Source organism: Labrys neptuniae, from assembly GCF_040797145.1.
Classification (GTDB): Bacteria; Pseudomonadota; Alphaproteobacteria; order Rhizobiales; family Labraceae; genus Labrys; species Labrys neptuniae.
On the sequence record NZ_JBFNQD010000002.1, the window covers coordinates 190,149 to 212,249 of the forward strand.

General features: G+C 63.7%; 24 protein-coding genes. 11 read left to right on the top strand and 13 right to left on the bottom strand.

The genetic code is table 11. The features are described 5' to 3' along the window. Positions 1-100: 100 nt before the first annotated feature. The 3 genes from ABXS05_RS08200 to ABXS05_RS08210 are packed head-to-tail and all read right to left on the bottom strand — an operon-like array spanning position 101 to position 2,926. Positions 101-901, bottom strand: coding sequence for an ABC transporter permease (locus ABXS05_RS08200; protein WP_367623544.1), 801 nt, complete (start codon positions 899-901; stop codon positions 101-103). Further along, positions 894-1,814 (bottom strand): ABC transporter permease, encoded by a 921-nt coding sequence (locus tag ABXS05_RS08205; protein WP_367623545.1) that lies wholly within the window; start codon positions 1,812-1,814, stop codon positions 894-896. The genes ABXS05_RS08200 and ABXS05_RS08205 overlap by 8 nt, the downstream gene beginning before the upstream one ends. Then, on the bottom strand, positions 1,814-2,926 hold the full coding sequence (locus ABXS05_RS08210; protein WP_376717622.1) for an ABC transporter ATP-binding protein: 1,113 nt from the start codon (positions 2,924-2,926) through the stop codon (positions 1,814-1,816). Before ABXS05_RS08210 ends, ABXS05_RS08205 begins: the two co-directional genes overlap by 1 nt. Before the next feature lie 231 nt (positions 2,927-3,157). Here ABXS05_RS08210 and ABXS05_RS08215 point away from each other — a divergent pair, with 231 nt between their 5' ends. The 4 genes from ABXS05_RS08215 (at position 3,158) to dnaQ (ending at position 6,318) form a co-directional block, all read left to right on the top strand. Beyond that, positions 3,158-3,799, top strand: a complete 642-nt coding sequence (locus ABXS05_RS08215) for a Maf family protein (protein ID WP_367623546.1) — start codon at positions 3,158-3,160, stop codon at positions 3,797-3,799. An 18-nt stretch (positions 3,800-3,817) separates the two neighbouring features. After that, a complete protein-coding gene (locus ABXS05_RS08220; RefSeq protein WP_367623547.1) occupies positions 3,818-4,651 on the top strand; it encodes a shikimate dehydrogenase in 834 nt (277 codons plus the stop codon). Between the two features lie 106 nt (positions 4,652-4,757). Next, the gene (gene coaE / locus ABXS05_RS08225) at positions 4,758-5,348 is read left to right on the top strand and encodes a dephospho-CoA kinase (RefSeq protein ID WP_311934074.1); all 591 of its coding nucleotides are present in this window, start codon (positions 4,758-4,760) and stop codon (positions 5,346-5,348) included. A gap of 280 nt (positions 5,349-5,628) precedes the next feature. Next, the gene (dnaQ, locus tag ABXS05_RS08230) at positions 5,629-6,318 is read left to right on the top strand and encodes a DNA polymerase III subunit epsilon (RefSeq protein ID WP_311934075.1); all 690 of its coding nucleotides are present in this window, start codon (positions 5,629-5,631) and stop codon (positions 6,316-6,318) included. Between the two features lie 38 nt (positions 6,319-6,356). Here the strand turns inward: dnaQ and ABXS05_RS08235 are convergent, their stop codons facing one another. The 7 genes from ABXS05_RS08235 to ABXS05_RS08265 form a co-directional block, all read right to left on the bottom strand. Next, a complete protein-coding gene (locus tag ABXS05_RS08235) occupies positions 6,357-7,283 on the bottom strand; it encodes a DMT family transporter (protein ID WP_367623548.1) in 927 nt (308 codons plus the stop codon). 122 nt (positions 7,284-7,405) lie between these two features. Then, positions 7,406-8,422 carry a WD40 repeat domain-containing protein gene (locus tag ABXS05_RS08240; protein WP_367623549.1) on the bottom strand — a complete coding sequence of 339 codons (1,017 nt, stop codon included), beginning with the start codon at positions 8,420-8,422 and terminating at the stop codon, positions 7,406-7,408. A 165-nt stretch (positions 8,423-8,587) separates the two neighbouring features. Beyond that, a complete protein-coding gene (secB, locus tag ABXS05_RS08245) occupies positions 8,588-9,070 on the bottom strand; it encodes a protein-export chaperone SecB (RefSeq protein WP_068283502.1) in 483 nt (160 codons plus the stop codon). A gap of 290 nt (positions 9,071-9,360) precedes the next feature. Next, on the bottom strand, positions 9,361-10,263 hold the full coding sequence (locus ABXS05_RS08250) for a ribokinase (protein ID WP_367623550.1): 903 nt from the start codon (positions 10,261-10,263) through the stop codon (positions 9,361-9,363). Positions 10,264-10,442: 179 nt separating this feature from the next. Then, a complete protein-coding gene (locus ABXS05_RS08255) occupies positions 10,443-11,087 on the bottom strand; it encodes a 2-dehydro-3-deoxy-6-phosphogalactonate aldolase (protein ID WP_367623551.1) in 645 nt (214 codons plus the stop codon). 36 nt (positions 11,088-11,123) lie between these two features. Further along, a complete protein-coding gene (locus tag ABXS05_RS08260; RefSeq protein ID WP_367623552.1) occupies positions 11,124-11,996 on the bottom strand; it encodes a 2-dehydro-3-deoxygalactonokinase in 873 nt (290 codons plus the stop codon). A 142-nt stretch (positions 11,997-12,138) separates the two neighbouring features. Then, positions 12,139-12,900, bottom strand: coding sequence for an SDR family NAD(P)-dependent oxidoreductase (locus tag ABXS05_RS08265; RefSeq protein ID WP_311934081.1), 762 nt, complete (start codon positions 12,898-12,900; stop codon positions 12,139-12,141). A gap of 246 nt (positions 12,901-13,146) precedes the next feature. On the opposite strand from ABXS05_RS08265, the gene accD reads away from it, so the two are divergent. The 5 genes from accD (at position 13,147) to ABXS05_RS08290 (ending at position 17,257) form a co-directional block, all read left to right on the top strand. Next, a complete protein-coding gene (gene accD / locus ABXS05_RS08270; protein ID WP_068283517.1) occupies positions 13,147-14,025 on the top strand; it encodes an acetyl-CoA carboxylase, carboxyltransferase subunit beta in 879 nt (292 codons plus the stop codon). A gap of 187 nt (positions 14,026-14,212) precedes the next feature. Next, a complete protein-coding gene (locus tag ABXS05_RS08275) occupies positions 14,213-14,755 on the top strand; it encodes a GbsR/MarR family transcriptional regulator (RefSeq protein WP_311934082.1) in 543 nt (180 codons plus the stop codon). Between the two features lie 89 nt (positions 14,756-14,844). Then, positions 14,845-15,246 (top strand): hypothetical protein, encoded by a 402-nt coding sequence (locus ABXS05_RS08280; RefSeq protein ID WP_367623553.1) that lies wholly within the window; start codon positions 14,845-14,847, stop codon positions 15,244-15,246. A 12-nt stretch (positions 15,247-15,258) separates the two neighbouring features. Beyond that, positions 15,259-15,681 carry a hypothetical protein gene (locus tag ABXS05_RS08285; RefSeq protein WP_367623554.1) on the top strand — a complete coding sequence of 141 codons (423 nt, stop codon included), beginning with the start codon at positions 15,259-15,261 and terminating at the stop codon, positions 15,679-15,681. A 250-nt stretch (positions 15,682-15,931) separates the two neighbouring features. Beyond that, the gene (locus tag ABXS05_RS08290) at positions 15,932-17,257 is read left to right on the top strand and encodes a bifunctional folylpolyglutamate synthase/dihydrofolate synthase (RefSeq protein WP_367623555.1); all 1,326 of its coding nucleotides are present in this window, start codon (positions 15,932-15,934) and stop codon (positions 17,255-17,257) included. A 15-nt stretch (positions 17,258-17,272) separates the two neighbouring features. Here the strand turns inward: ABXS05_RS08290 and ABXS05_RS08295 are convergent, their stop codons facing one another. The 3 genes from ABXS05_RS08295 to ABXS05_RS08305 form a co-directional block, all read right to left on the bottom strand. After that, on the bottom strand, positions 17,273-18,322 hold the full coding sequence (locus ABXS05_RS08295; protein WP_367623556.1) for a serine hydrolase domain-containing protein: 1,050 nt from the start codon (positions 18,320-18,322) through the stop codon (positions 17,273-17,275). 47 nt (positions 18,323-18,369) lie between these two features. Beyond that, positions 18,370-19,221, bottom strand: a complete 852-nt coding sequence (locus ABXS05_RS08300) for a C40 family peptidase (RefSeq protein WP_367623557.1) — start codon at positions 19,219-19,221, stop codon at positions 18,370-18,372. An 81-nt stretch (positions 19,222-19,302) separates the two neighbouring features. Further along, complete coding sequence (locus ABXS05_RS08305) at positions 19,303-19,653, bottom strand: MarR family transcriptional regulator (RefSeq protein ID WP_311934089.1); 351 nt, start codon at positions 19,651-19,653, stop codon at positions 19,303-19,305. 525 nt (positions 19,654-20,178) lie between these two features. On the opposite strand from ABXS05_RS08305, the gene ABXS05_RS08310 reads away from it, so the two are divergent. Together ABXS05_RS08310 and ABXS05_RS08315 are read left to right on the top strand one after the other, a co-directional pair. Then, the gene (locus tag ABXS05_RS08310) at positions 20,179-20,955 is read left to right on the top strand and encodes a hypothetical protein (protein ID WP_367623558.1); all 777 of its coding nucleotides are present in this window, start codon (positions 20,179-20,181) and stop codon (positions 20,953-20,955) included. Positions 20,956-20,963: 8 nt separating this feature from the next. Beyond that, positions 20,964-22,043 (top strand): GSCFA domain-containing protein, encoded by a 1,080-nt coding sequence (locus tag ABXS05_RS08315; RefSeq protein ID WP_367623559.1) that lies wholly within the window; start codon positions 20,964-20,966, stop codon positions 22,041-22,043. Positions 22,044-22,101: the final 58 nt, after the last annotated feature.

Here is a 22,101-nt window from a genome sequence, read left to right on the forward strand (position 1 = left end):
CCGTTACAAAGCCGGGGCACCGGCTTGAGCTCTATTGCCCCCAACCTGAGTGGCGATGCGGCGGTTGGACGAAGATGCGATCTTCGCTCCATCCGGCGCATCAGTCTTTCTTCCTGCTGATGAAGAAGAAAATCGTGACGATGACGACCGACAAGAGCAGGAAGACCGTCGACAGCGCATTGACTTCGGGTGTGACGCCGCGGCGCAGCTGGCCGAGCATGTAGGTCGGCAGCGTGTCCTGGCCGCCGGACTTGACGAATTCGGTGATCACCACATCGTCGAGCGAGGTGACGAAGGCCAGCATCAGGCCGGCGAGGATGCCGGGCCAGAGCAGCGGCAGCGTCACGCGCCGGAAAGCCCGCCAGGGCGTGGCATAGAGGTCGGCGGCGGCGCGCTCCAAGGTGAGGTCCATGCCTTCCAGGCGCGCGCGGATCGGCAGATAGGCGAAGGGCACGCAGAAGGCGGTGTGGGCGGCGATCAGATAGGCCAGGCCGTCATAACCGGTGACGATCTTGATGCGCGAAAAGAAGATCAGCAGCGCCACGCCGGTGACGATCTCGGGCACCATCAGCGGCTGGTTGATGGCCGAATAGGTGAAGGTGAGGCCCGGATAGGCTTCGGTGCGCGTGGTCGCCAGTGCCGCCATGGTGGCGCAGACGGTGGAGAGCACCGCGGCAATGGTGGCGATCTGGAAGGAGCGCAGGGTGGCATCGACCACCTGGTCGTTGTTCCAGGCGGCCACGAACCATTTCAGCGAGAAGCCGCCCCAGGTGGAGACCGACGTCGCCTCGTTGAAGGCGTAGATCACCATCACCACGATCGGCAGATAGAGCAGCACGAAGCAGAGCAGCGCGATGGTGGTGAAGCCGGGCTGGCGGCGGATGGAGAAGGGCTCAGCCATGTCTAACCCCCGAACCGCCGGTGTTGCGCACATAGACCAGCAGCGCCACCATCACGATCGCCATCACCGTGATGGAGAGCGAAGCGCCCAGCGGCCAGTTGCGGCCCTGGCCGAACTGCAGCTCGATCAGGTTGGACAGCATCATATTCTTGCCGCCGCCGAGCAGGTTCGGCGTGACATAGGCGCCGAGCGCGGGAATGAACACCAGGATGGAGCCGGCGACGATGCCGGGCTTGGTCAGCGGGATGATGATGCGGCGGAGCACCTGGAAGCGGCTGGCATAGAGATCATAGCCGGCCTCGACCAGGCGGAAGTCGAACTTCTCCATGCTGGCATAGATCGGCAGCACCATCAGCGGCAGGTAGACATAGGCCATGCCGGCCAGGATGGCGGTATCGGTATAGAGAATCTGCAGCGGCGCCGAGATCACGCCGAGTTTGATCAGCACCATGTTGAACAGGCCTTCGTTGCGGATGATCTGCAGCATGGCGAAAGTGCGGATCAGAAGGTTGGTCCAGAACGGGATGGTGATCAGGAACAGCCAGAGGTCGCGCCGGTGGGCCGGCCGCGTCGAGATGAAGTAGGCGGTGGGAAAACCGAGCGCCAGGGTCACCACGGTGGTCATCAGCGCCAGCTTCACCGAGCGCCAGAAGATGGTGAGATGGGCGCTGGCCAGCGACAGGGTGTCGTCGAACATGTCGCGTTCGAAGAGGACCGAGGTCCAGCCTTCGGTGGAGAATTGCCACTTCACGTCGCCATAGGGTCCCGGCACCAGGAAGGAATAGACCAGCACGATCAGGAGCGGGCCGGTGGCGGCGACCAGGATCACGAAGAGGGCGGGTGCGGACAGCAGCCAGCGGTTGCGGGTTTCGTTGCGGCGGGCCTTGGCGGCGATTTCGGCAGCGTCCGTCATCAGTCCCTCAACACCCGGGCTGTGCCTTCGGCAAAGGTGACGCCGGCGCGCTGGCCAGGCTCGAAGGCCTGGCTTGGACTGGTCACGGCTCCAGCCCCGGTATTCTGCCGGCGCACGGTGAAGCGGGGCCCGTGATCGAGCCGCAGATGGAAATGCGTATCGGTGCCGAGATAGACGACATTCTCCACCGTCCCGGCCAGGAGGGCGCCTTCGGCGGCGGTGAGTTGGGCATGTTCGGGGCGCACCACCAGCCAGGTCTTGTCGGCGGGCTGGTGCCCGTCGCTGAGGCCGGCCGTGATTTCGCGGCCCGAGGGCAGCTTGACGCGGGCCTGGGCGCCGTTGCGGCCGAGAAAATCGGTCTCGATGAAATTGGTCTCGCCGATGAACTCGGCGACGAAGCGCTCGGCCGGCGTGTCGTAGATGTCGCGCGGGCCGCCCACCTGCAGGATCCGTCCGGCCGACATCACCGCGATGCGGTCCGACATGGCCAGGGCTTCCTCCTGGTCATGGGTGACGAAGATGAAGGTGATGCCGGTCTCGTGCTGCAGGCGCTTCAATTCGAGCTGCATTTCCTTGCGCAGCTTGTAGTCGAGGGCTGAGAGCGGCTCGTCGAGCAGCAGCACCTTGGGCTGGGGCGCCAGGGCGCGGGCAAGCGCCACGCGCTGCTGCTGGCCGCCCGAGATCTGGCTGGTCTTGCGATCGGCCAGGTGCTCCATGCGCACCAGGCGGAGCATCTCGGCGACCCGCGTGCCGATCTCGGCCTTGGGCTTGCCCAGCATTTCCAGGCCGAAGCCGATATTCTCGGCTACCGACATGTGCGGGAAGAGGGCATAGCTCTGGAACACCGTGTTGACCGGCCGCTTGAAGGGCGGCAGGCCCGCAATGTCCTCGCCATAGAGCAGGATCTGCCCGGAGGTGGGGAAATCGAACCCGGCGATCAGGCGCAGCAGCGTGGTCTTGCCGCAGCCCGACGGCCCGAGCAAGGTGAAGAATTCATTCTGGCGAATGGATACGCTGACCGTATCCAGAGCGACGAAGGCATGGTCGCCAGCGCCGAAAACCTTCCGCACATCGCGAACTTCGATTGAATTGACAACCGTTCCGTCCGGCACGCACAACCCCTCATCTGCCTTGGCTCACGGCCAGGCTCGTCTCGGTTCATTTTTCTTGGCTTTCGATAATGTGATCACAATATCCGACGGTTTGCAACGGGCCGGTGTGCAGGATTTTCAGGCAACCCCTGCGGCTGAAGGCAGCGATCATGCGGCATTTTTGACCGCTCCCCTACGCAAAAGCGGGGCGGACTGCTAAGGCAGACGCAGAAAAACGGGATTTTCAGGCGAATGAAAAAAGTTGACGGTCGGGCCGAAGGCAGGGCTGGCGAAGCATCGCCGCGCTTCATTCTGGCCTCCAAATCCGCCATTCGCGGCGAGATGCTGCGTGCCGCCGGGCTGGCGATCGAGGCGATCCCGGCAGCGATCGACGAGCGCGGCTTCGAACGCCGATGGCAGGCGGACAATCTGGCCCCCGACCGGGTTGCCGAAGCGCTTGCCCGCGAGAAAGCCCTTGCCGTTTCCCGCGATGCGCCGGGCGCGGTGGTGATCGGCGCCGACCAGACCATGGCCTTGGGCGAGCAGCGCTTTTCCAAGGTGGCGACCTTGGCGCAGGCTCGCGACAAGCTCGTTGTCCTGCGTGGACGGCGCCACGAACTCCACTCCGCCTATGCCCTGGCCCAAGACGGCGACGTCATCGCGAGCGGCGTTGCCAGCGCCCGCCTGACCATGCGCGATTTCTCCGATGCCTTCCTCGACGACTACCTCGCCCGCGCGGGCGAGGCCATCCTGGGCAGTGTCGGCTGCTACCAGCTCGAAGGGCTGGGCGTGACCCTGTTCGAGGCGATCGAGGGTGATTATTTCACCATTCTCGGCCTTCCCTTGCTGCCTTTGCTCGCCGCGTTGCGCGAGCAAGGCCTTGCGACCGCCTGAGCCTTTACAGGACCTGCCATGAAACGTGCCTTCGTCGTCGGCTACCCCATCTCCCATTCGCGCTCGCCCCTGATTCACGGCTTCTGGCTGAAGGAACTCGGTATTCAGGGCAGCTATGAGCGCATCGCCGTCGAGCCTGCCGCGTTCGAGACCTTTGTCAGGACCCTGGCCGAGCAGGGTTTCGTCGGTGGCAACGTCACCGTGCCGCACAAGGAGGCGGCCTTCCGCCTCGCCAGCGTGGACGATCCTGTCGCGCGCGATCTTGAAGCCGTCAACACGCTTTGGTTCGAAGGCAGCCAGCTCAAAGGCATGAATACCGATGTCACCGGCTTCCTCGCCAATCTCGACCAGGAAGCCCCGGGCTGGAGCGCCGGGATGAAGCAGGCCGTCGTATTGGGGGCCGGAGGTGCTTCCCGAGCCATTCTCTATGGGCTCCTGCAGCGCGGCGCCGAGCGGATCCTGCTGATCAATCGCACGCTGGAACGCGCCGAAGCTCTAGCCCGCCATTTCGGCACGAAGGTCACGGCTTTGGCTTGGGACCAGGCCGAGACCGCCCTTGCAGGGGCCGAACTCGTGGTCAATACCACCTCACTCGGCATGAAAGGCCAGCCGCCGCTCGATCTCGATCTCTCGCGCCTGCCGAAATCGGCACTGGTCACCGACATCGTCTATGTACCGCTGGAGACGCCGCTGCTCGCAGCGGCCCGGCAGGCCCGGCTTGCCACGGTGGACGGGCTCGGCATGCTCCTGCACCAGGCCGTTCCCGGTTTCGAGCGCTGGTTCGGCGCCAGGCCCGAGGTGACGCCGCAATTGCGGGCGCTGGTGCTGGCGGACATCGAGGCGAAAGCGTAGGATTTCAGGGCTTCAGATTTCTGAGCCTAAGATTTCTTGACGATCCCTGCTGGCGTGCCGGTGTGATCACGATACGAATGGGGGCGCATGCTCCCTGGAGGCGATGATGACCTTCATCCTTGGCCTGACCGGTTCGATCGGCATGGGCAAGTCGGCGACGGCGGCGATGTTCCGCGCGCGGGGCGTACCGGTGCACGACGCCGATGCCACGGTTCATCGTCTCTATGCCGGGCCGGCCGTGGAGGCGGTGGAGGCAGCCTTTCCGGGGGTGTCCGTGGATGGGGTGATCGATCGCGCCAAGCTCGGCCGGCAGGTATTCGGCAATGCCGAGGCGATGCGCACTCTCGAAACCATCGTGCATCCGCTCGTGCATGCTGCCGAACAGGATTTCCTGGCCACTGCCCGCGCCAAGGGGGCGAACCTTGCCGTGCTCGACATCCCCCTGCTCTACGAGACCGGTGGCGAACGGCGCTGCCGGGCTGTGGCAGTGGTCTCGGCGCCCGCCCGCATTCAGCGCGAGCGCGTGATGGCGCGTCCCGGCATGGACGAGGAACGCTTCGCCGTGATCCTGGCCCGCCAGGTTCCGGATGTGGAAAAGCGCCGCCGCGCCCATTTCATCATCGATTCGAGCAAGGGTCTCGACTTTGCCCAGAGTCAGGTGGATGCCATAATCACGGCCCTGTCCTCCACCGCCTGAGTCGGAAGCTTAGGGTCCGTCGTCAGCTATGGTTTGGATTTGACGGGAGCGATTTTGGCCGAGTGGAAGAAGCGTGAGGACGCAAGCCTTTCGGCTTGCTACGATACGCGACGCGCCAGTCGGCCAAAAGCGCCCCGCCGCCGGAAGCGCTGAGGTGAAAAATGGTCATCTGCAGCGTCGCTTCGCTTGCCAAGACGAAAGACTTGGCTACGCTCTCTCCTCCCATTTGACTATTTTTGACCTCATCAAATTCCAAACCATAGCTGACGACGGACCCTAAATGCGCGAGATCATCCTCGATACCGAAACCACCGGCCTCGATCCCAATGAAGGGCATCGGCTGGTCGAGATCGGCTGTGTCGAGATGATCGACCGCAATCCCACCGGTGCCACCTGGCACAAATATTTCAATCCCGAGCGCGACATGCCGGTGGAAGCCTTCAACGTGCATGGGCTCTCGGCCGAGTTCCTGTCCGACAAGCCGCTCTTTGCCGAACTTGCCCAGGAATTCGTCGATTTCGTCGGTGACGCCCATCTCGTCATCCACAATGCCGGCTTCGACATGCGATTCCTCAATGCGGAGCTGAAACGGGTCAACCTCGCGGCCCTGGCGATGGACCGGGTCGTCGATACCCTGGCCATGGCACGGCGCAAGCATCCCGGCGCGCGTGCCTCGCTCGACGAACTCTGCCAGCGTTACGGCATCGACAATTCCAAGCGCGTCAAGCATGGCGCCTTGCTCGACGCCGAGATCCTGGCCGAGGTCTATATCGAGCTGACCGGCGGACGCCAGACGGCGCTCAGCCTGGCTTCGGCCTCCGCCGCCATCGTCGCCCGCGCTGGGGGCGGCACGGTCGGGCCCCGCCCCAAGGCGTTGCCGTCGCGCATCCGGCCCGAAGAACTGGCCGCCCACGAAGCCTTCATCGCCGGCCTGGGCGAGAACGCCCTGTGGAAGAAGTATGCGCAGTGACAGAGCCGCTGAGATAACGGTCGGACAGCCGGCCTGTCTTATGCCGGGCGCAGGCGCCTGAAAAGACGGCCGTCTATCGCCATCAAAGCCAGGCCGATCAAGACCATCCCGGCGAAATGCTTCGGATCGAGCCTTTCTCCGAGCACGAACCCTCCGAGCAGGATAGCGCTGATCGGGATGAGAAAGGTCACCAGGGCCAGATTGGTGGCACCTGCCGTGGTCAGGATCCGGAAATAGAGGACATAGGCGAGCGCCGTCGACATGGCGGCCAGGCCGAAGATTGCCGCCCAGACCGGCAGGCTTGGCATGGTCAGCGTCCAGGGCCGGTCGACGAGGATCGCAGCCGGTGCCAGCATCAGGGCGGAAGCCGTGACCTGCCCGGTGGCGGTGACCATCGGCGGCACGCCGAGGATCCGAAAGCGGCGGCCGAAAATGGCGGCAAGCGCATAGGAGATCGCGGCGCCGAGCACGGCAAGCTGCGCAGCAAGCTTTGCGCCGAGGCCGGCGAGGGCTTGCGGGCCGACCATCACGGCCACGCCGGCGAGCCCGATCAGTACCCCGGCAAGGCGATTGCCGGTCATGCGCTCCTCCGCTGTGAGGAAATGAGCGGCGATCACCGTCCATAGCGGCGTCGTAGCATTGAGGATGGCGGCAAGACCCGAGGCGATCTCCGTCTGGCCCCAGACGATCAGGCAGAAGGGTGTGACGTTGTTGAGCAGGCCCATGCCGAAAAAGGCAGCCCAAAGACGCGGCTCGCGCGGCAGGGATTGGCCGTGGAACGACAGGACCACCAGCAGGATGAGCGCGGCGAGACCGACGCGCAGCAGGACGATGGTGAACGGCGGCAAGGCCTCGATCGCGATGCCGGTGAAGAAGAAGGATCCACCCCAGAGCAGCGAGAGGGCGAGCAGCAGGCCCCATTCGACGAGGCTCATCGGGCGATTGGGAGTGGCCGGTATCGACATCGTATTTGTCCGCAGAGCGAGCTTTCTCGAGATCTGCGGCACTGGCCGGATCGATGCCACCCGCTTCCTGCGGTCTCATGCCGACAGTACCGATGCTGGATCGAACATCGCGACCGTAGGTCTCAGCCGTCAATGGCAAACAGGGCGTAGCCCGAACCTTCGCGGCCACTGCGGCGGACGGCCAGGCGGCGGCCATCGGCGGACCATGCCGCTTCCGTGGCGAGCCTGGGTACGACCGCATCGATCAGGCGCTGGCCGGTCCGGATGTCCCAAACCTGCAGGATGCCGTCTGCCCCGACGGGGCGCAGGATCAGGGACAATCTGTGCCCATCCGGCGACAGCAGCAGCCAGTTGGTCGAGATCTGCCGTCCGGCGATGCCGAGATCGTGGCTGGATCTGCGGCCGTCCGCCTGTATGATTTCGATCGCGCCCTTGTCGGCGCGGACGACCGCGGTGGTGCCGTCGGGCGTGTTCACCGGCATGTCGCCGGAGCCGAATGCCCTGTTCCAATTCACCTGGCCTCGATCGATCTTTTCCCCTGCGATCGTCCATGCGCCGGTGAAAAGCCGGAACCGCTGATTGTCCGGGTCGAACTGGCCGAAGCCGGACCGGCTTGCAGGGATGTCGTCCAACGGCTTTTCCCAGCCGGCTTCGCCGCCCGCCAGGGCCATGAGCTTGAGGGTCGCCGCCACCTGTTCCTTGGCGGCAGGGGCAGCTGCCTTGCCCGGCTGCGGTACGGCCATCGCGGCATGGCGGCCGTTCCAGGCGAGCAGGATGGCACCGTTGAGCCGGCCTTCCTCGAAGCCGCCGAGTGGTGTGCGGTTGAGGACCGTGCCCGATTCGGCCGATACTTCAAGCAATATGTAGCGCTGGGGAATAGCGCCGGTGGCGGTGGCCGGCCGGGTTTCGGTCATCGCCAGGGCGAGGCGATCGCTATCGCCTTCGAAGGCCATGGCGGGATTGTTGAGGCTTTTGCCGTCGAACAGAGTCGGAAATTCATGGGCGGCGATGCAGCCGCTGCGGCGGAGCCAGACATCGATGAGGCCGCAGCTGCGCAGTTGCTGGCCGATGGCATAAATGCCGCCGCCAACGAGCATGGCCGCGGCAAGGCATCCGACGATCAGTCGCCGCGTTCCCAAGCCCATTCCTCCTGTGTCCGGTCCTGGCCTTGTCGAGGGGTGCCGGATGATCGATTTCCGATCATAGCGCCGCTTCGGGAATGGCGCTTGTTTCACAAGATATCGGGCGGCGCATCGGGTGTGCGCCGCCGGTCCTGTTCAGGAGAGTTGCGCAGTTCGCGACGATCAGGCCTGGCCGACGGTTGGCTGGCTCTGGGCGAGGCGGTTGCGATAGAGCGCCACGAAGTCGATCGGGTCGATCATCAGGGGCGGGAAGCCGCCATTGCGCGTGCAGTCGGCGATGATCTGGCGCGCAAAGGGGAAGAGCAGGCGCGGGCCTTCGATCATCACCATGGCGTGGATGTTGTCTTCGGGGATGCCGGCAAGACGGATCACCGCGCCATAGAGCAGCTCGAACTTGAACAGGGTGTTGGCGCCTTCGCCGGCGCCGCCTTCGATCGAAAGCTCGACTTCGTAGTCGGGGCCACCGAGCGGCTTGCCATTGACGTTGACGGTGAGCTGGATCTGCGGCGAGTTCTGCAGGTTGCCGAGCGAACGCGGTGCATTGGGGTTCTCGAAGGAGAGATCCTTGATGTATTGCGCCAGCACGTTGAGGGAGGGCTGGACTTCCTGCGCCTCTTCGGGGCCGTTCTGCTGTTCGTTCGCCATTTCGAGTTCCTTAGTGGGTGTGCAGCCCTTGGGCCGAAGGAAAAAGCGCTCCGGAGCGTCTTGTGGTCCGGCAAGGCCGCCGAACCTGGCAACGACGCGTCAGAACAAAGGGCTAGGGCAAGGCGCGTTCCAGCTTGGAGACACCATACTCTAGGAATCACAATCCAGCGGCAGTCCGATCATGACAGGCCGCTGAGCCAGCGCGCGGGTACCACGCCAGGGCCGTGGCGACAAGGGGAGCTTGAACTTCCACTCCTGCGAGCGCTCGCCGCGCCTTGCCAATTTTCAGGCTATGACTGGCGCAGGGCGTCGTCGATCTCGGCCTTGGTCGGGATGGAGGACTGGGCGCCGGGCCGCGTGCAGGCCAGCGAGCCGCTGGCGGCGCCGCGAGCCAGGGCAGCGTCGAAACCGAGGCCCTGGTCGAGGGCAGCAGCATAGGCGCCGGTGAAACTGTCGCCGGCGGCGGTGGTGTCGACCGGCGTCACCTTGAGGGCCGGTGCGGTGTGGCGTGTGCCCTTGCTCCAGCCGACCACGCCTTCGGCGCCCAGCGTCACGATGCCGGCGCAGCCGAAGCGCTCGCTGATCACACGGGCGGCTTCGACAGGATCGGTCGCCTCGATACCGGCAGCTTTGGCCACTACCAGGGCCTCATGCTCGTTGACGACGAGATCGTCGACGAGGCGCAGGACCTCTTCGGGGAGCGGGCCGGCGGGCGCCACGTTGAAGACGACGCGGGCACCGCGCGATTTGGCATACTTGATGGCGGCGAAATTTTCAGAATCGCGGATCTCGCGCTGCAGCAGCACGATATCGCCCTCAGCGAGATCGAACGTCTCGAGCTGCTCGGCGCGCGTGGCCTGGTTGGCGCCGGACGCGACGACGATGGCGTTCTCGGCTTTCTCGTCCACCGTGATCAAGGCGACGCAGGTCGGCTTGTCGACCGGCAGCACCGGCGCGACATCGACGCCGGCTTCCCGCATCACCGACAGGGCGAGATCGGCGAAGCCGTCATTGCCGCGCGAGCCGATGATGGCGGTCTTCGAGCCGGCGCGTGCCGCCGACACCGCCTGATTGGCGCCCTTGCCGCCCGGCACCATGAAATAACCTTCGCACAGCACGGTCTCGCCAGGGTGGGGGATATGGCTGACATTGGTGACCAGGTCCACGCCAAGCGAACCGAACACGACGATCATAGGGCGGTTTCCTCGATTGTTTTGGAAAGCATAACGGGAAAGGCGAGGCGCGCAACTCGGCCTCTCCAGAGCAAAGCGCGTTCATGACTGAACGCTTGTTTGCTCAAACTCTTTGGCTCGACGCGCCTTTGCGATTCTCGGTGGCTTCGTCAAATCGCAAAAACACTATTGGGACAGGTTCAGGCCGTGCGCTCGCCGTTGAGCGCCCGGATGGCGGCCGTGAGGGCAGCCGCGCGCTCGCCGACTTCGGCGGCGCTGCGCCCGGCAGCATAGAGGTCCGAACCCACGCCGAAGCCGTCAACGCCGACGGCGAGATAGGGCGGAATGGTCTGGGGCGAGACGCCGCCGACCACCAGCACCTTGGTGCTGCGCGGCAGCACGGCGCGCATGGCCTTGACGGCGACGGGCGATGCCATCTCGGCCGGGAACAGCTTCAGGGCGTCGGCGCCCGCGTCCAGCGCGGCGAAGGCCTCGGTCGGCGTGAAGAAGCCGGGAAGGGACAGGAGGCCGCGCGCCTTGCTGGCCCGGATCACCTCGACATCGGTGTTGGGCGAGACGATTACCGTGCCGCCCGCCTCGGCGACGCCGGCGACGTCGTCGACGGTCAGCACGGTGCCGGCGCCGACCAAGGCACGTCCGGCGAGGCCGCGGGCGAGCAGGCCGATGGAGCGAAGAGGATCGGGCGAGTTGAGCGGCACTTCCAGGATGCGGATGCCGGCCGCGACGATCGCCTCGGCGATGGCTTCCACCTCGTCCGGTTTGACCCCACGCAGGATGGCGACCAGCGGCATCTCGGCCAGGGCAGAGGCGAGGGTGAGGCTCATGGTTGTGTCCTTGTTGTCGGTTCGAGGGGCCGGATGTCAGCGAGCCGCGGCGAGGGTGGAAAGACCATCGAGGAAAGCCCGTTCCGGCGCGATGATCTCGATGGCGCTGCCGCGGGCCCTCAACGCCGAAACATAGCGTTTGGCCAGCACGCCGTCCGCGACCAGCGTAACGAGATGGTCGGCGCCGTAGCGCTTGAAGGCGCCCTCGATCTCGGCATTGATCAGCAGGCCGGAGAGATAGGGGCCGACCTTTTCGCCGCTCATCTCACCGGCGAGCACGCGGGTGCGGGCCTGGAACAGGCGGTTCAGCAGGCCGCGTTCGTCGGTGGCCGCTTCCAGCCCGTCGTCGAAGCCGGTGAGATCCTCGGGCTCGGCGGCCAGGCGGGCGAGCAGGCTATGCTGGCGGTAGAGGGCGTAGGTCTCACCCGTCATGAAGGTGGCAAAACCGGTGATGACGCCGTCCTCGACCCTTGCCCATTTGGAATGGGTGCCGGGCAGGCAGACCAGGCCATTGCGGACATCGGTGCCGAAGATCAGGGTTTCCTCGCCACGCATGACGTCGGGGCCGGTTTCATCGTGTGCGATCACACCGGGAACGATCGAAATCCGCTCGTCGATGTGCAGCAGCGCCTCTGCAAGGCTCTTGGGCGAAGCGGGGCAGGGCGCATAGGCGGCCTCAGCCCAGCCATTGCGGGCACCGACCATGCCGGCCATCAGTACCGGCGCATCGGGGCTGGCCTTCATCCAGGCGCCGCAATGGCGCTCCAGCACGGCCGCAAAGCCGCCGGCCGGGACCGTCGACATGCCGTCCTCGGCCGAGACCCGGTCGAGCACCGTGCCGGCGCCATCGAGGCGATAGGCCCGGAAACGGCTGGTGCCCCAGTCCACGGCGATGAGTTCGGATGTCATGCTGGTCCAATCCGGTTGGTGTTGGGTTCGACGCGCCTACATGCGCATCCCTCCGCCGATGCGCAAGCGCCATGGCGAGCATCGAGCCTTTATCGGGGCCGGGGATCGAGGCGCCCGGCCCTCGCCGAGTCCGAGGAAGGGCTCAATACCAGCCACCATCCACGATGATCTGCTGGTTGGTCATGCCCGAGGATTGCTCCGAGGCGAGGAAGAGCACGGCCTTGGCGATATCGTCGGGCACGAGCTTGCGCTTGAGCACCTGGTTGCGCGCGATCGCTTCCTCGCCCGCCTTGTCGACCCACAGCGCGAGCTGGCGCTCCGTCATGATCCAGCCGGGAATGACGCAGTTGACGCGGATATTGTCCTTGCCGAATTCGCGGGCCAGCACGCGGGTCAGGCCGTAGGCGGCCGATTTGGCGGTAGCGTAGGCGCTCAGATCCTCCGAGCCCATCAGCCAGGAGCCGGAACCAAGATTGACGATGGTGCCGCCGCCGGCGGCAATCATGTCGGGGATGGCGGCTTGGGCGGCGAAGAAGGCGTGCTTGAGGTTGACGGCGATCCGGTCGTCGAAATAGTCGGGCGTCACCTCGAAGAATTTATGGCGTTGGTCGTGGGCGGCATTGTTGACCAGCACCGTGACCGGTCCGAGCGTCGCGCTGATGTCGGCGATGGCGTCCTTCAGGGCCTCGATGTCGGTGATATCCGCCTTCTTGAACAGGACGGTGGCACCGCTCTGGTTGAGTTCGTCCGCCAGGGCCTGCGACGGTTTTTCGGCGATGTCGACGAAGCCGACCTTGGCGCCCTGATGGGCGAACAGCCTGACGGTGGCGGCGCCGATGCCCTGCCCGCCGCCGGTGATGACGACGGTGCGGCCTTTCAGATCTGGATAAATGGCGTTCGCCATCCCTGGGACTCCCTGATGCTTCTCGGTCTGAACGTGGATTCGTCCTACATATTGCGCGGTTCGGGTGCGCCGTCCAGCGTGTGTCGAGTGGGATGGCTCGACTTGTCGCCGGAAACCCGCGAGGCGGATGGCGGTCATGCGCCGGGGGCGCTGACAAAGGCGTTTGGAACGGCTAAGTAGGGGCAACATGATTGATCTGCAGCCCCGACCCGCCTTGGGCGGGCGCCGTGCTTTTAAAGGTATCCCATGAACTGGATCGCCAACGTCGTTCCGCCGCGTATCAAGGACTTCTTTTCGCGCCGCGACACGCCCGAGAATCTCTGGATCAAGGATCCGGAGACGGGGCAGATGGTCTTTCACAAGGACCTGGAGCAGAACAACTACGTCATCCCGGCCTCGAACTATCACATGCGCATGACGGCGACGCAGCGCCTCAAGCTGATGTTCGATGACGGCAAATGGGAAGACATCGCGCTTCCCGAGGTCGTGCCGGACCCGCTCAAGTTCAAGGACGAGAAGCGCTATGTCGACCGGCTGAAGGATGCCCGTACCAAGACCGCCATGACGGATGCGGTCAAGCTCGGTGCCGGCACGGTCGATGGCGTGTCGGCGGTGATTGCCGTGCAGGATTTCGACTTCATGGGCGGCTCGCTCGGCATGGCGGCCGGCGAGGCGGTGGTCAAGGGCCTGCTCACGGCGGCCGATCGCGGCGTACCCTTCGTGGTGTTCGCGTGCGGCGGCGGGATGCGCATGCAGGAAGGCATCCTGTCCCTGATGCAGATGGCGCGTACCACGGTGGCGATCCAGCGTTTCCGGGAAACCAGGAAGCCCTACATCGTGGTGCTGACCAACCCGACCACCGGCGGCATCACTGCGTCCTATGCGATGCTTGGCGACGTGCAGCTGGCCGAGCCGGGAGCCCTGATCGGCTTTGCAGGTCCGCGCGTCATCGAGCAGACCATCCGCGAGAAACTGCCCGAGGGCTTCCAGCGCTCCGAATATCTGCAGGAGCACGGCATGGTCGACATGGTCGTTCACCGCAACGAGATGAAGGCCACCGTCGCGCGCATCTGCCGACTGCTGACCAAGACCCCGCCCAAGGAGATCCCGGCGGAAGCCGCCTGATCTTCCAGGGAGGCCAGACCTTTCTTCAGGACGCGATTCCGGTGCACGGGCATCTTGCCTGTTCCTGGAAGCTCGGCGTTTGCAGGATCGGAAGAGCGGGCAAGGTGCCCGTGCACCGGAGCAGGTTGCCGGATTGACTCCCTCGCCCATGACTGTTATTTCTGTTTTTACAGAAATAGGATAAATCATGCGCCTGCTCGACTATCCCGAAGCCAAGACCTTCGTGCTCCATTGGGGCGAGATGGGAACCTATTGGGGAGTCAATCGCTCGGTGGCGCAGGTGCATGCGCTGCTCTATCTGTCCGAGAGGCCCGTCGACGCAGAGACCATCGTCGGGGAACTGGGCCTGGCCCGCTCCAACGTCTCCACCGCCCTCAAGGAATTGCAGGGCTACAACATCGTCCGCCGCGTGCATGTCGAGGGCGACCGGCGTGACCATTTCGTCGCCGAGACCGATCTGTGGGAGATGCTGATGCGCATCGCCATCGAACGCAAGCGCCGCGAAATCGATCCCACCATCCAGCTGCTGGGCGAGTTGTCCGAAAAGCTGCAGCGCGACGGCAACGCGCCGGCCCATATCCGCGAGCGCGTGACGCGCCTGCACGACTTCATGTCCACGCTCAGTGGCTGGTACGAACAGGTCCGGGTGCTGCCCAAGCCCACCCTCGTGACCTTGATGAAGCTCGGCGGCAAGGTCGCGCGCTTCATCCCTGGCAGAAGCAGGGAATAGACCGGCGAGACGCGAGGCCGCTCCGAACCTTCTCGCGTCATGTTATTTCTGAATATTCAGAAATAACGGATATAACGATAGGAAACGACATGACTGAGATTGCCTACGCCCTCTACCTCGTCATCGCCATCGGCATCACCATCTGGGTGGCGCACACCCTGTCGCGCAGCGGCCTGGTCTTCCTGACCCAGTGCTTCGGCCAGAACGAGACCCTGGCGCGTTCGACCAACCATTTGCTCATCGTCGGCTTCTACCTTGTCAATATCGGCTTCATCACGCTCGCCCTCAGTCTGGGTGACGAGCCGACCACCATAACCGGGGCGATGCGTTTCCTAAGCGGCAAGGTGGGCCTCGCCGTGCTGGTGCTCGGCGCCATGCATTTCTTCAACATGGGGGCGATCGCCCAGCTCGGCCGCAAGGTGAACGGCTGGGTCGGCGAGTTGCAGCGGCCAGCGACGCACATCACCCCCGACGTGGTGCCCCCGGCTTGAGAGGAGGCGGCGATGGGCCAGGCATCCCGGCGGTTCAGCTTCGCCAGCGTCAGTCTCGGCGCTTTTGCCGCTGGCCCCGCATTCCTTGTCGCCCTGGGTCTGTGTGCCCTGATCGACCGGCCCGATCGGCCTGTGGCGTTGTTCCGTGATCCGGACATCGTGCCGCTCCTGATGGCGATGACCCTCGCCTTCAGCGTGGTCGGGGCCATCATTGCCTTCCCGCTGGCCACGCTCGGGACGATGGTGTTGACCGAGCTTGGCCGGGACAATGACGGCCTGCGCCTGCCAGTGTTCTGGACGCTGAGCGGCGCGTTCGCGGCGGGGCTGCCGCTCTATTTCATCGCGGACGACCGGCCGGAGCTCGTCGCTGCCTTTGCTTTTGCCGGTGCGGTTGCCGCGTCCATCAGTCGCTGGCGGGTTCGCTGGGGTGACTGAGGAGAAAGGGTAGCCTTATTGGCAAACCGCAATAGTGGAGCGTCTCGCGGCGGAGGCGATATCGGACTGGCCGCTCTCGCTGTGACTTCCCGTCGCTTTGTTCACTGGCGGCCAGAACAGGTCCGCGACGAGAAAGAATCTGGCCCCGTGGCGGGGGAAAAGGTATGGCTGAGAGCTTGGGAGCCGGTTTCCGATTCTGTCGGAGCAGGGCTTCTGCCGAACCAGGTCAATTCGAGGCCCAATCGCCGTCATGACGCAGTCCGACGCCTATCTCTCCCGCTTCATGGCGCTGCATCCGAAAAAGATCGACCTCTCGCTCGACCGGATCGAGAGGCTGCTGGCCAAGCTCGGCCATCCCGAGCGGCAGGTGCCGCCGGTGATCCATGTCGCCGGCACCAATGGCAAGGGCTCGACCATCGCCTTCCTGCGCGCGGCGCTGGAAGGCGCCGGCTATGGCGTGCACGTCTATACCTCGCCCCATCTCGTACATTTCCACGAGCGCATCCGGTTGGCCGGGCCCGGGGGCAGCGCTGGCGCCCTGGTGAGCGAGGACAAGCTCATCGAGGCCTTCGAGGCCTGCGAGCAGGCCAATGACGGCGCGCCGATCACCTTCTTCGAGATCACCACCGCCGCCGCCTTCAAGCTTTTTGCCGAGAATCCGGCCGACGTCCTCCTGCTGGAGGTGGGGCTCGGCGGACGCATGGACACCACCAACGTCATCGACAAGCCGCTTCTCAGCGTGATCACCTCGATCTCGCATGACCATGCCGATTTCCTCGGCACCGACATCGAGGGCATCGCCCGCGAGAAGGCCGGCATCCTCAAGCGCGGCGCGCCCGGCGTGATCTATCCGCAGATCGACGCTGTCAGGGCCGTGATCGAAAGCGTGGCCGCGCGGGTCGGCGCACCACTGGTGATCGGCGGGCAGGATTTCGACGTGCATGAGGAGAATGGCCGCCTGGTCTATCAGGACGAGAGCGGCCTGCTCGATCTGCCTTTGCCGCGCCTTGCCGGGCGACACCAGCATCGCAATGCCGGTCTTGCCATCGCCGCGCTGCGCAGCCAGACCCTGTTCACCGTCGAGGATGGCCATTTCGAGAAGGCGATGCAGGCAGTGGAATGGCCCGCCCGCCTGCAGCGCATCGCCCAGGGTGCCATACCGGCCCTGCTGCCACCGGGCTCCGAGATCTGGCTCGACGGCAGCCACAATGTCGATGGCGGCCGCGTGCTGGCCGAGGCCCTCGCCGAGCTGGAGGAACGCAATCCCCGGCCGCTGGTGCTGGTGACGGGCATGCTGACCACCAAGGATTCCGACGGGTTCCTGCACAATTTCGCCGGTCTCGCCCGTGAGGTGCATACGGTGCCGATCGAGCACAGTGCCGCAGCCCGCGCCCCCGAGGCCGTGGCCGAAGCGGCGCGCCAGGCCGGGCTCGCTGCCCGCGCCCATGGCAGCCTTCAGGCCGCGCTCGAGGCGATCGCCAGCGAAGCCTTTCCGGTGGCACCTCGCGTCGTGCTCACCGGCTCGCTCTATCTCGCCGGCGAGATCCTCGCCTTCAACGGCACGGCGCCGAAATAGGCCGCGGAGGCTGCCTCAGGCTTTTCCTGCATTGGCGAGGATGATCTCGCGCCAGAGGCGCGTCGGGGTCACCCAGGCATCGGGCGCATTGTATTTGCCCGAATAGATCACGGCGGCGATGCCGGCATCCGGCATCAGCCAGAGGCGCTGGCCGCCATTGCCGAAGCCAGCGATCCAGGGATGCTCGCCGCCGGGCAGGGCTGTCGTTGCGTCTGCGCTGATGAACCACAGCCGGCCATAGGCCAGACCGTCACCGGTCGGTATGGCAGGCTTCAACGAGGCCTCGATCCAGGCCTGCGATATGATTCGATCGCCGTTCCACAGGCCCTTGGCGAGCACCAGCTCGCCGATGCGCAGCAGGTCGGCGGCGCTCAGGCGCAAGCCCGAAGCCGCCGAGGCGACGCCGTCGTCACCGGCGATCCATTCGAACCTGTCGATGCCGAGTGGCTCGAACAGCGTTTCCCGGGCGAATTCGGGCAGGGCCTTGCCGGTTCCGCGCCGGATCAGCTCGCCGACCAGAGCCACGCAACCGCCCGAATAGATCCAGCGCGTCCCGGGCTGCGCGACGACGGGTCGCTCGAGGACGAAGCGGTAGCGATCCGGCGCCATTTCCATGGCGATCTCGCTGTTCAGCGGATCGGTATAGGGCCGCTCTTCGTCCCATTCGAGCCCGAGCGTCATGGTAAGGGCATGCTCGATCCGCAGCCCCTGCCGGTCGGATGCGGCGATGAGGTCGGGATAGTCCGGAAAATGCGGCAGCAGGGGTGCGTCCGGCGGCGGCACGAGCTTGCGGTCGAGGGCGATGCCATAGAGCAGGCCGACGACGCTCTTGGTGACCGAGCGCAGATCGTGCAGCGTCTGCGGCCCGAAGCCGACCTCGCCGAGCGGCCTGCCCCAGCTCTCGTCCACGCCAGCCTGGTAATGCTCGAGAATGATGCGTCCGTCCTGGCTGGCGAGGACGACATGCAGGTCGCGCAGGAGGCCGGAGGCGATACCGGCGGCAAGCTTGTCCTGCATGGTCAGCCTGCCGCCCATGGCTTTTGCCGGCGCATCCATCGAGGTCATGATGATTGGTTCCTCCCTCTAGCCGAAGTCGCGAATATCAGCCCGGCTCAATCCGGCCGGATGATGCTGCGCAAAGGGCTGCCCGCCGCGGCGATGCGCGCAATGCCGTCGGCAAGGCCCTCGACCGTCACGGTCATGGTATGGCCGGTGGCGTGGATCATCGTCGTTTCGTCGCGGACCATGGCGACGTGGCCCTTCCAGAACAGGAGGTCGCCGCGCCGCAATTGCGCGAGAGGGCTGGCAGGGTCGAGCCGCTCGCCCGGCAGTTCGCCTTCCTGCATGTCGCTGTCGCGCGGGCAGGCCAGGCCGCAGGCATGGCGTGCCGTCTGCACCAGGGCCGAACAATCGAGGCCGAGGCTCGATTTGCCACCCCACAGGTAGGGCACGCCGAGGAAACGCTCGGCGACCGCGACCGGGTCGTCCTCCTTGGAATCGACAGGCCTGGCATGGGCGGCGAAGACGAAGCCCCAATCCTCGAGGCGAAGGAACTGCCCCTCGCTGGCGACCACGGAAAGGACGGAACCATGGCTCAGTGCCAGCATCACCGGCGCCTTGATCGACGGTACGGGGTAGATGAAGCTGCGCAGCACGCCGATGCGATGGGTGGCGGGGCGCGGGGCCGCCAGCGCATTGGCGGACAGCCAGCCGACATAGCCGTCCCGGTCGGCCTGGCCCCAGGCCCAGCCTTCCATCTCGTCATAGACGGTGAAGCTCTCGCCAAAGAGAAGCTCGGTATCGATGGAGGCGGAGAAATCCGGATCGGGCCGCAGCGGCACCGCCGTCTCGATGACGCGGCGCTCGCTGCCCTCGACATAGCGTGGCGCCGTGACGATGCCGCGTAGCGAGGCTGCGGCAAGGTCCGGCCGAGCCGGGGTGATGCGACGATCATGGGCAGTCAATGCAACAGGTCCTTCAAACGGGTCTTGTCTTCAATGGAGCAGCCTGTGCCGTCCCGCAAGATCTTCGCACCCCCAGGGTCGTCAGCGCGGAAGGTCCTTGCCAAGGGCGACCAGGATGTCGCCGAGCTTCTCGACATAGAGCGCACCGTCCACCGTGCGCTGGATGATGACATTGCGCCGGTCGAACTCATCGCGGCGCCGCGCGGTGAGCTTGAGCTTGGCCAGGCTGTCGAGTGCGCGGGTGATTACCGGCTTGGTGACATCGAGCTTGGCGGCGAGGCCGCGCACCGTATGGGGCGGGGCTTCCAGATAGACGGTGAGGAGAATGGCAAGCTGCCGGCTCGACAGATCTGGCTGGGCGTCGCGCACCAGCGTCAGCATGACGTCATGCCAGAGCCGCAACGCCTGCGCCGGCCGCATCTCCACCGCCATCGCCCTCTGTGCCTCCCTGCCGCCGGCATTCGAAGGACCAGGATAGGGGGTAATCACGCAGATTGGGTTAATTGCGTGCAGGCCGAGGAAAGCGAGCATGATGTCTAAATTCATCTAAGCCTATCGTTCGGCCTCGTTAAAGGTCCGGCGCTGCGCTCGAAGACAAATCGCCCAGTGGGTAGATGTCCGTCGCATAGAGGTAATTGTCTGAAGGTAAGCTATCCGGCGATCCATGCCATGGAATGGAGCTCGTTTGGTCGCAAAAGTAAACCAAACGGTACATTAAACTTAGGAATTGAAATGTTGCCCTGTCGGATATGTCGAGATATTCATCAGAGGTATGATGCAGCTTCCGATAAGCAGGCCTGTGGCGCTCAGAGGGTGCTGTAAGAAATGACATGGTGCCTAGTATACTCAGCCGCATAACTCAGGCTAATAGGAATTAACGATGCGAAAAATGAAAATTACAACACAGTATACTACTATATGATCTAAGTTTTAGGTTTTGAAATGATCAGATTTAACATGAGCAAAATCTTGAAAACATCGCAAAACCGATCGCTTCTCATCGTTGGACACAGCCATAGCACGGCCATTCACAATGCGGCGTCTCATTTGAAAAGAGACGGAATAGTTGAAGTTGACTGCGATATCATACAACTCTTTGGACGATATCCTGATTTTTCAAATGAAGAAAATGGAGAAATCGTATATAACGCCAGTCTTATTGAGGAGATAAGTAAAAATTTTGACAAAAGAAGTACAAAATTAATTGCTTTTCCGCTGTATGGAAGCGAATATTATATGATCTGCTTTCCTAATACGACGCGCCAATTTGACATCATGGTTCCTGGACATGATAAGGTGGCGAAGGATGTCGAACTAGTTCCATTCGAAATTGTCTACGAAATGGCGCGCGAAAAATATAAAAAGTATATTGGAATAATTCCTTACATTCAGAATAAACTTAATTGTGAAGCTGTCTATATATTGCCGCCACCTCCGACAGAGAGTTCTACTACGATATTAAATCATATAGCCGCTCAGTCCAAAGATATAGCACAGCGTTACGCGAGTTTGACCTCCGGTCAACTCTACAACAGCTGGCTAACTTATGCCCGGGCTGCGAAAGATATCTGCAAGGAGCAGAATATCCGGCTTTTTGCTCCGCCGGCTCGCGCGTTGACCAGCGACGGCTATCTACAGCCGCATCTCGTGCAGGATGCGGTGCATGGAAACATCCATTACGGCGCCATGGTGTTTCAAGACCTGATCGACCATTTCTTCGATGACAACACGTAGGCCAGGCAATGAAACATCCCTACGAAACCCTTCCGGATGAAGCCTATTGGCGTCGTGCCGTAGCGGCCCCGGCCATGGCGCAGGTCGATCCTGTTGCGCCGCCGCAATTTCGAATTGGCAGGAGCGACAAGGTGGCAACGGGTGGTAGCTGCTTTGCTCAGCATATTGCGCGTCACCTGGTACAAAACGGTTTTACCTACCTGGTGACGGAAACCGCCCATCCGATCGTTCCATCCCATCTGGCAGAACGTTTCAATTATGGCGTCTATACCGCCCGCTATGGCAATCTCTATACCTCGCGCCAGTTTCTCCAACTCCTGCGCCGTGCCTATGGCTTCTTCCAGGCCGAAGACATGATTTGGCACAAGAACGATCGTTTCATCGATCCCTATCGGCCGCAGATCCAGCCGGACGGATTCTCTTCCCGAGAAGAACTGCTCGCCGACCGGGCGCAGCATCTTGCTGCAGTGAGGCAGGCGGTCGAGAATCTCGATGTCATGGTCTTCACGCTGGGTTTGACGGAATGCTGGATCGACAGGGCCAGCGGCACGGTATTTCCCTTGTGCCCGGGTGTTTCGGGAGGGGAATTCGACAGCACCAGACACGTCTTCCACAATCTGTCTTCAACCGAAGTCATTGCGGACATGCTGGAGGCTATTGACTTCATTCGCTACCGCAATGCCGCTGCGCGTTTCGTGCTTACCGTCTCCCCTGTCCCGCTCATAGCCACGGCGAGCGGTAGGCCTGTGCTGCAAGCGACGACCTATTCCAAGTCTGTGTTGCGGGTCGCTGCCGAGGAGATCATGGCTCTGCGTGAGAATGTCGAGTATTTCCCCTCCTATGAGATCATTACGGGTTCCTACAATCGCGGGGCCTATTATGGTTCCGACCTCCGTTCGGTGCGGGAGGAAGGCGTCGATCACGTAATGCGCCTATTTCTTCGCCATTTCGGCGCGGTTGAAGTTTCCCGCAAACCGATTGCGCCGTCACCGGGGCGGCAAGATCATGACTCGGTGCTCGCCGACGCTAGTGAAATGGTCCGGGTCATCTGCGAGGAAGAGGCACTGGGGAAGAGTGCGGAGCATTGATCCGCCTGCCGTCGAAGTCCCTGCAACATTGCGGGGAGCCATGAGGCTGGCGGGAGCA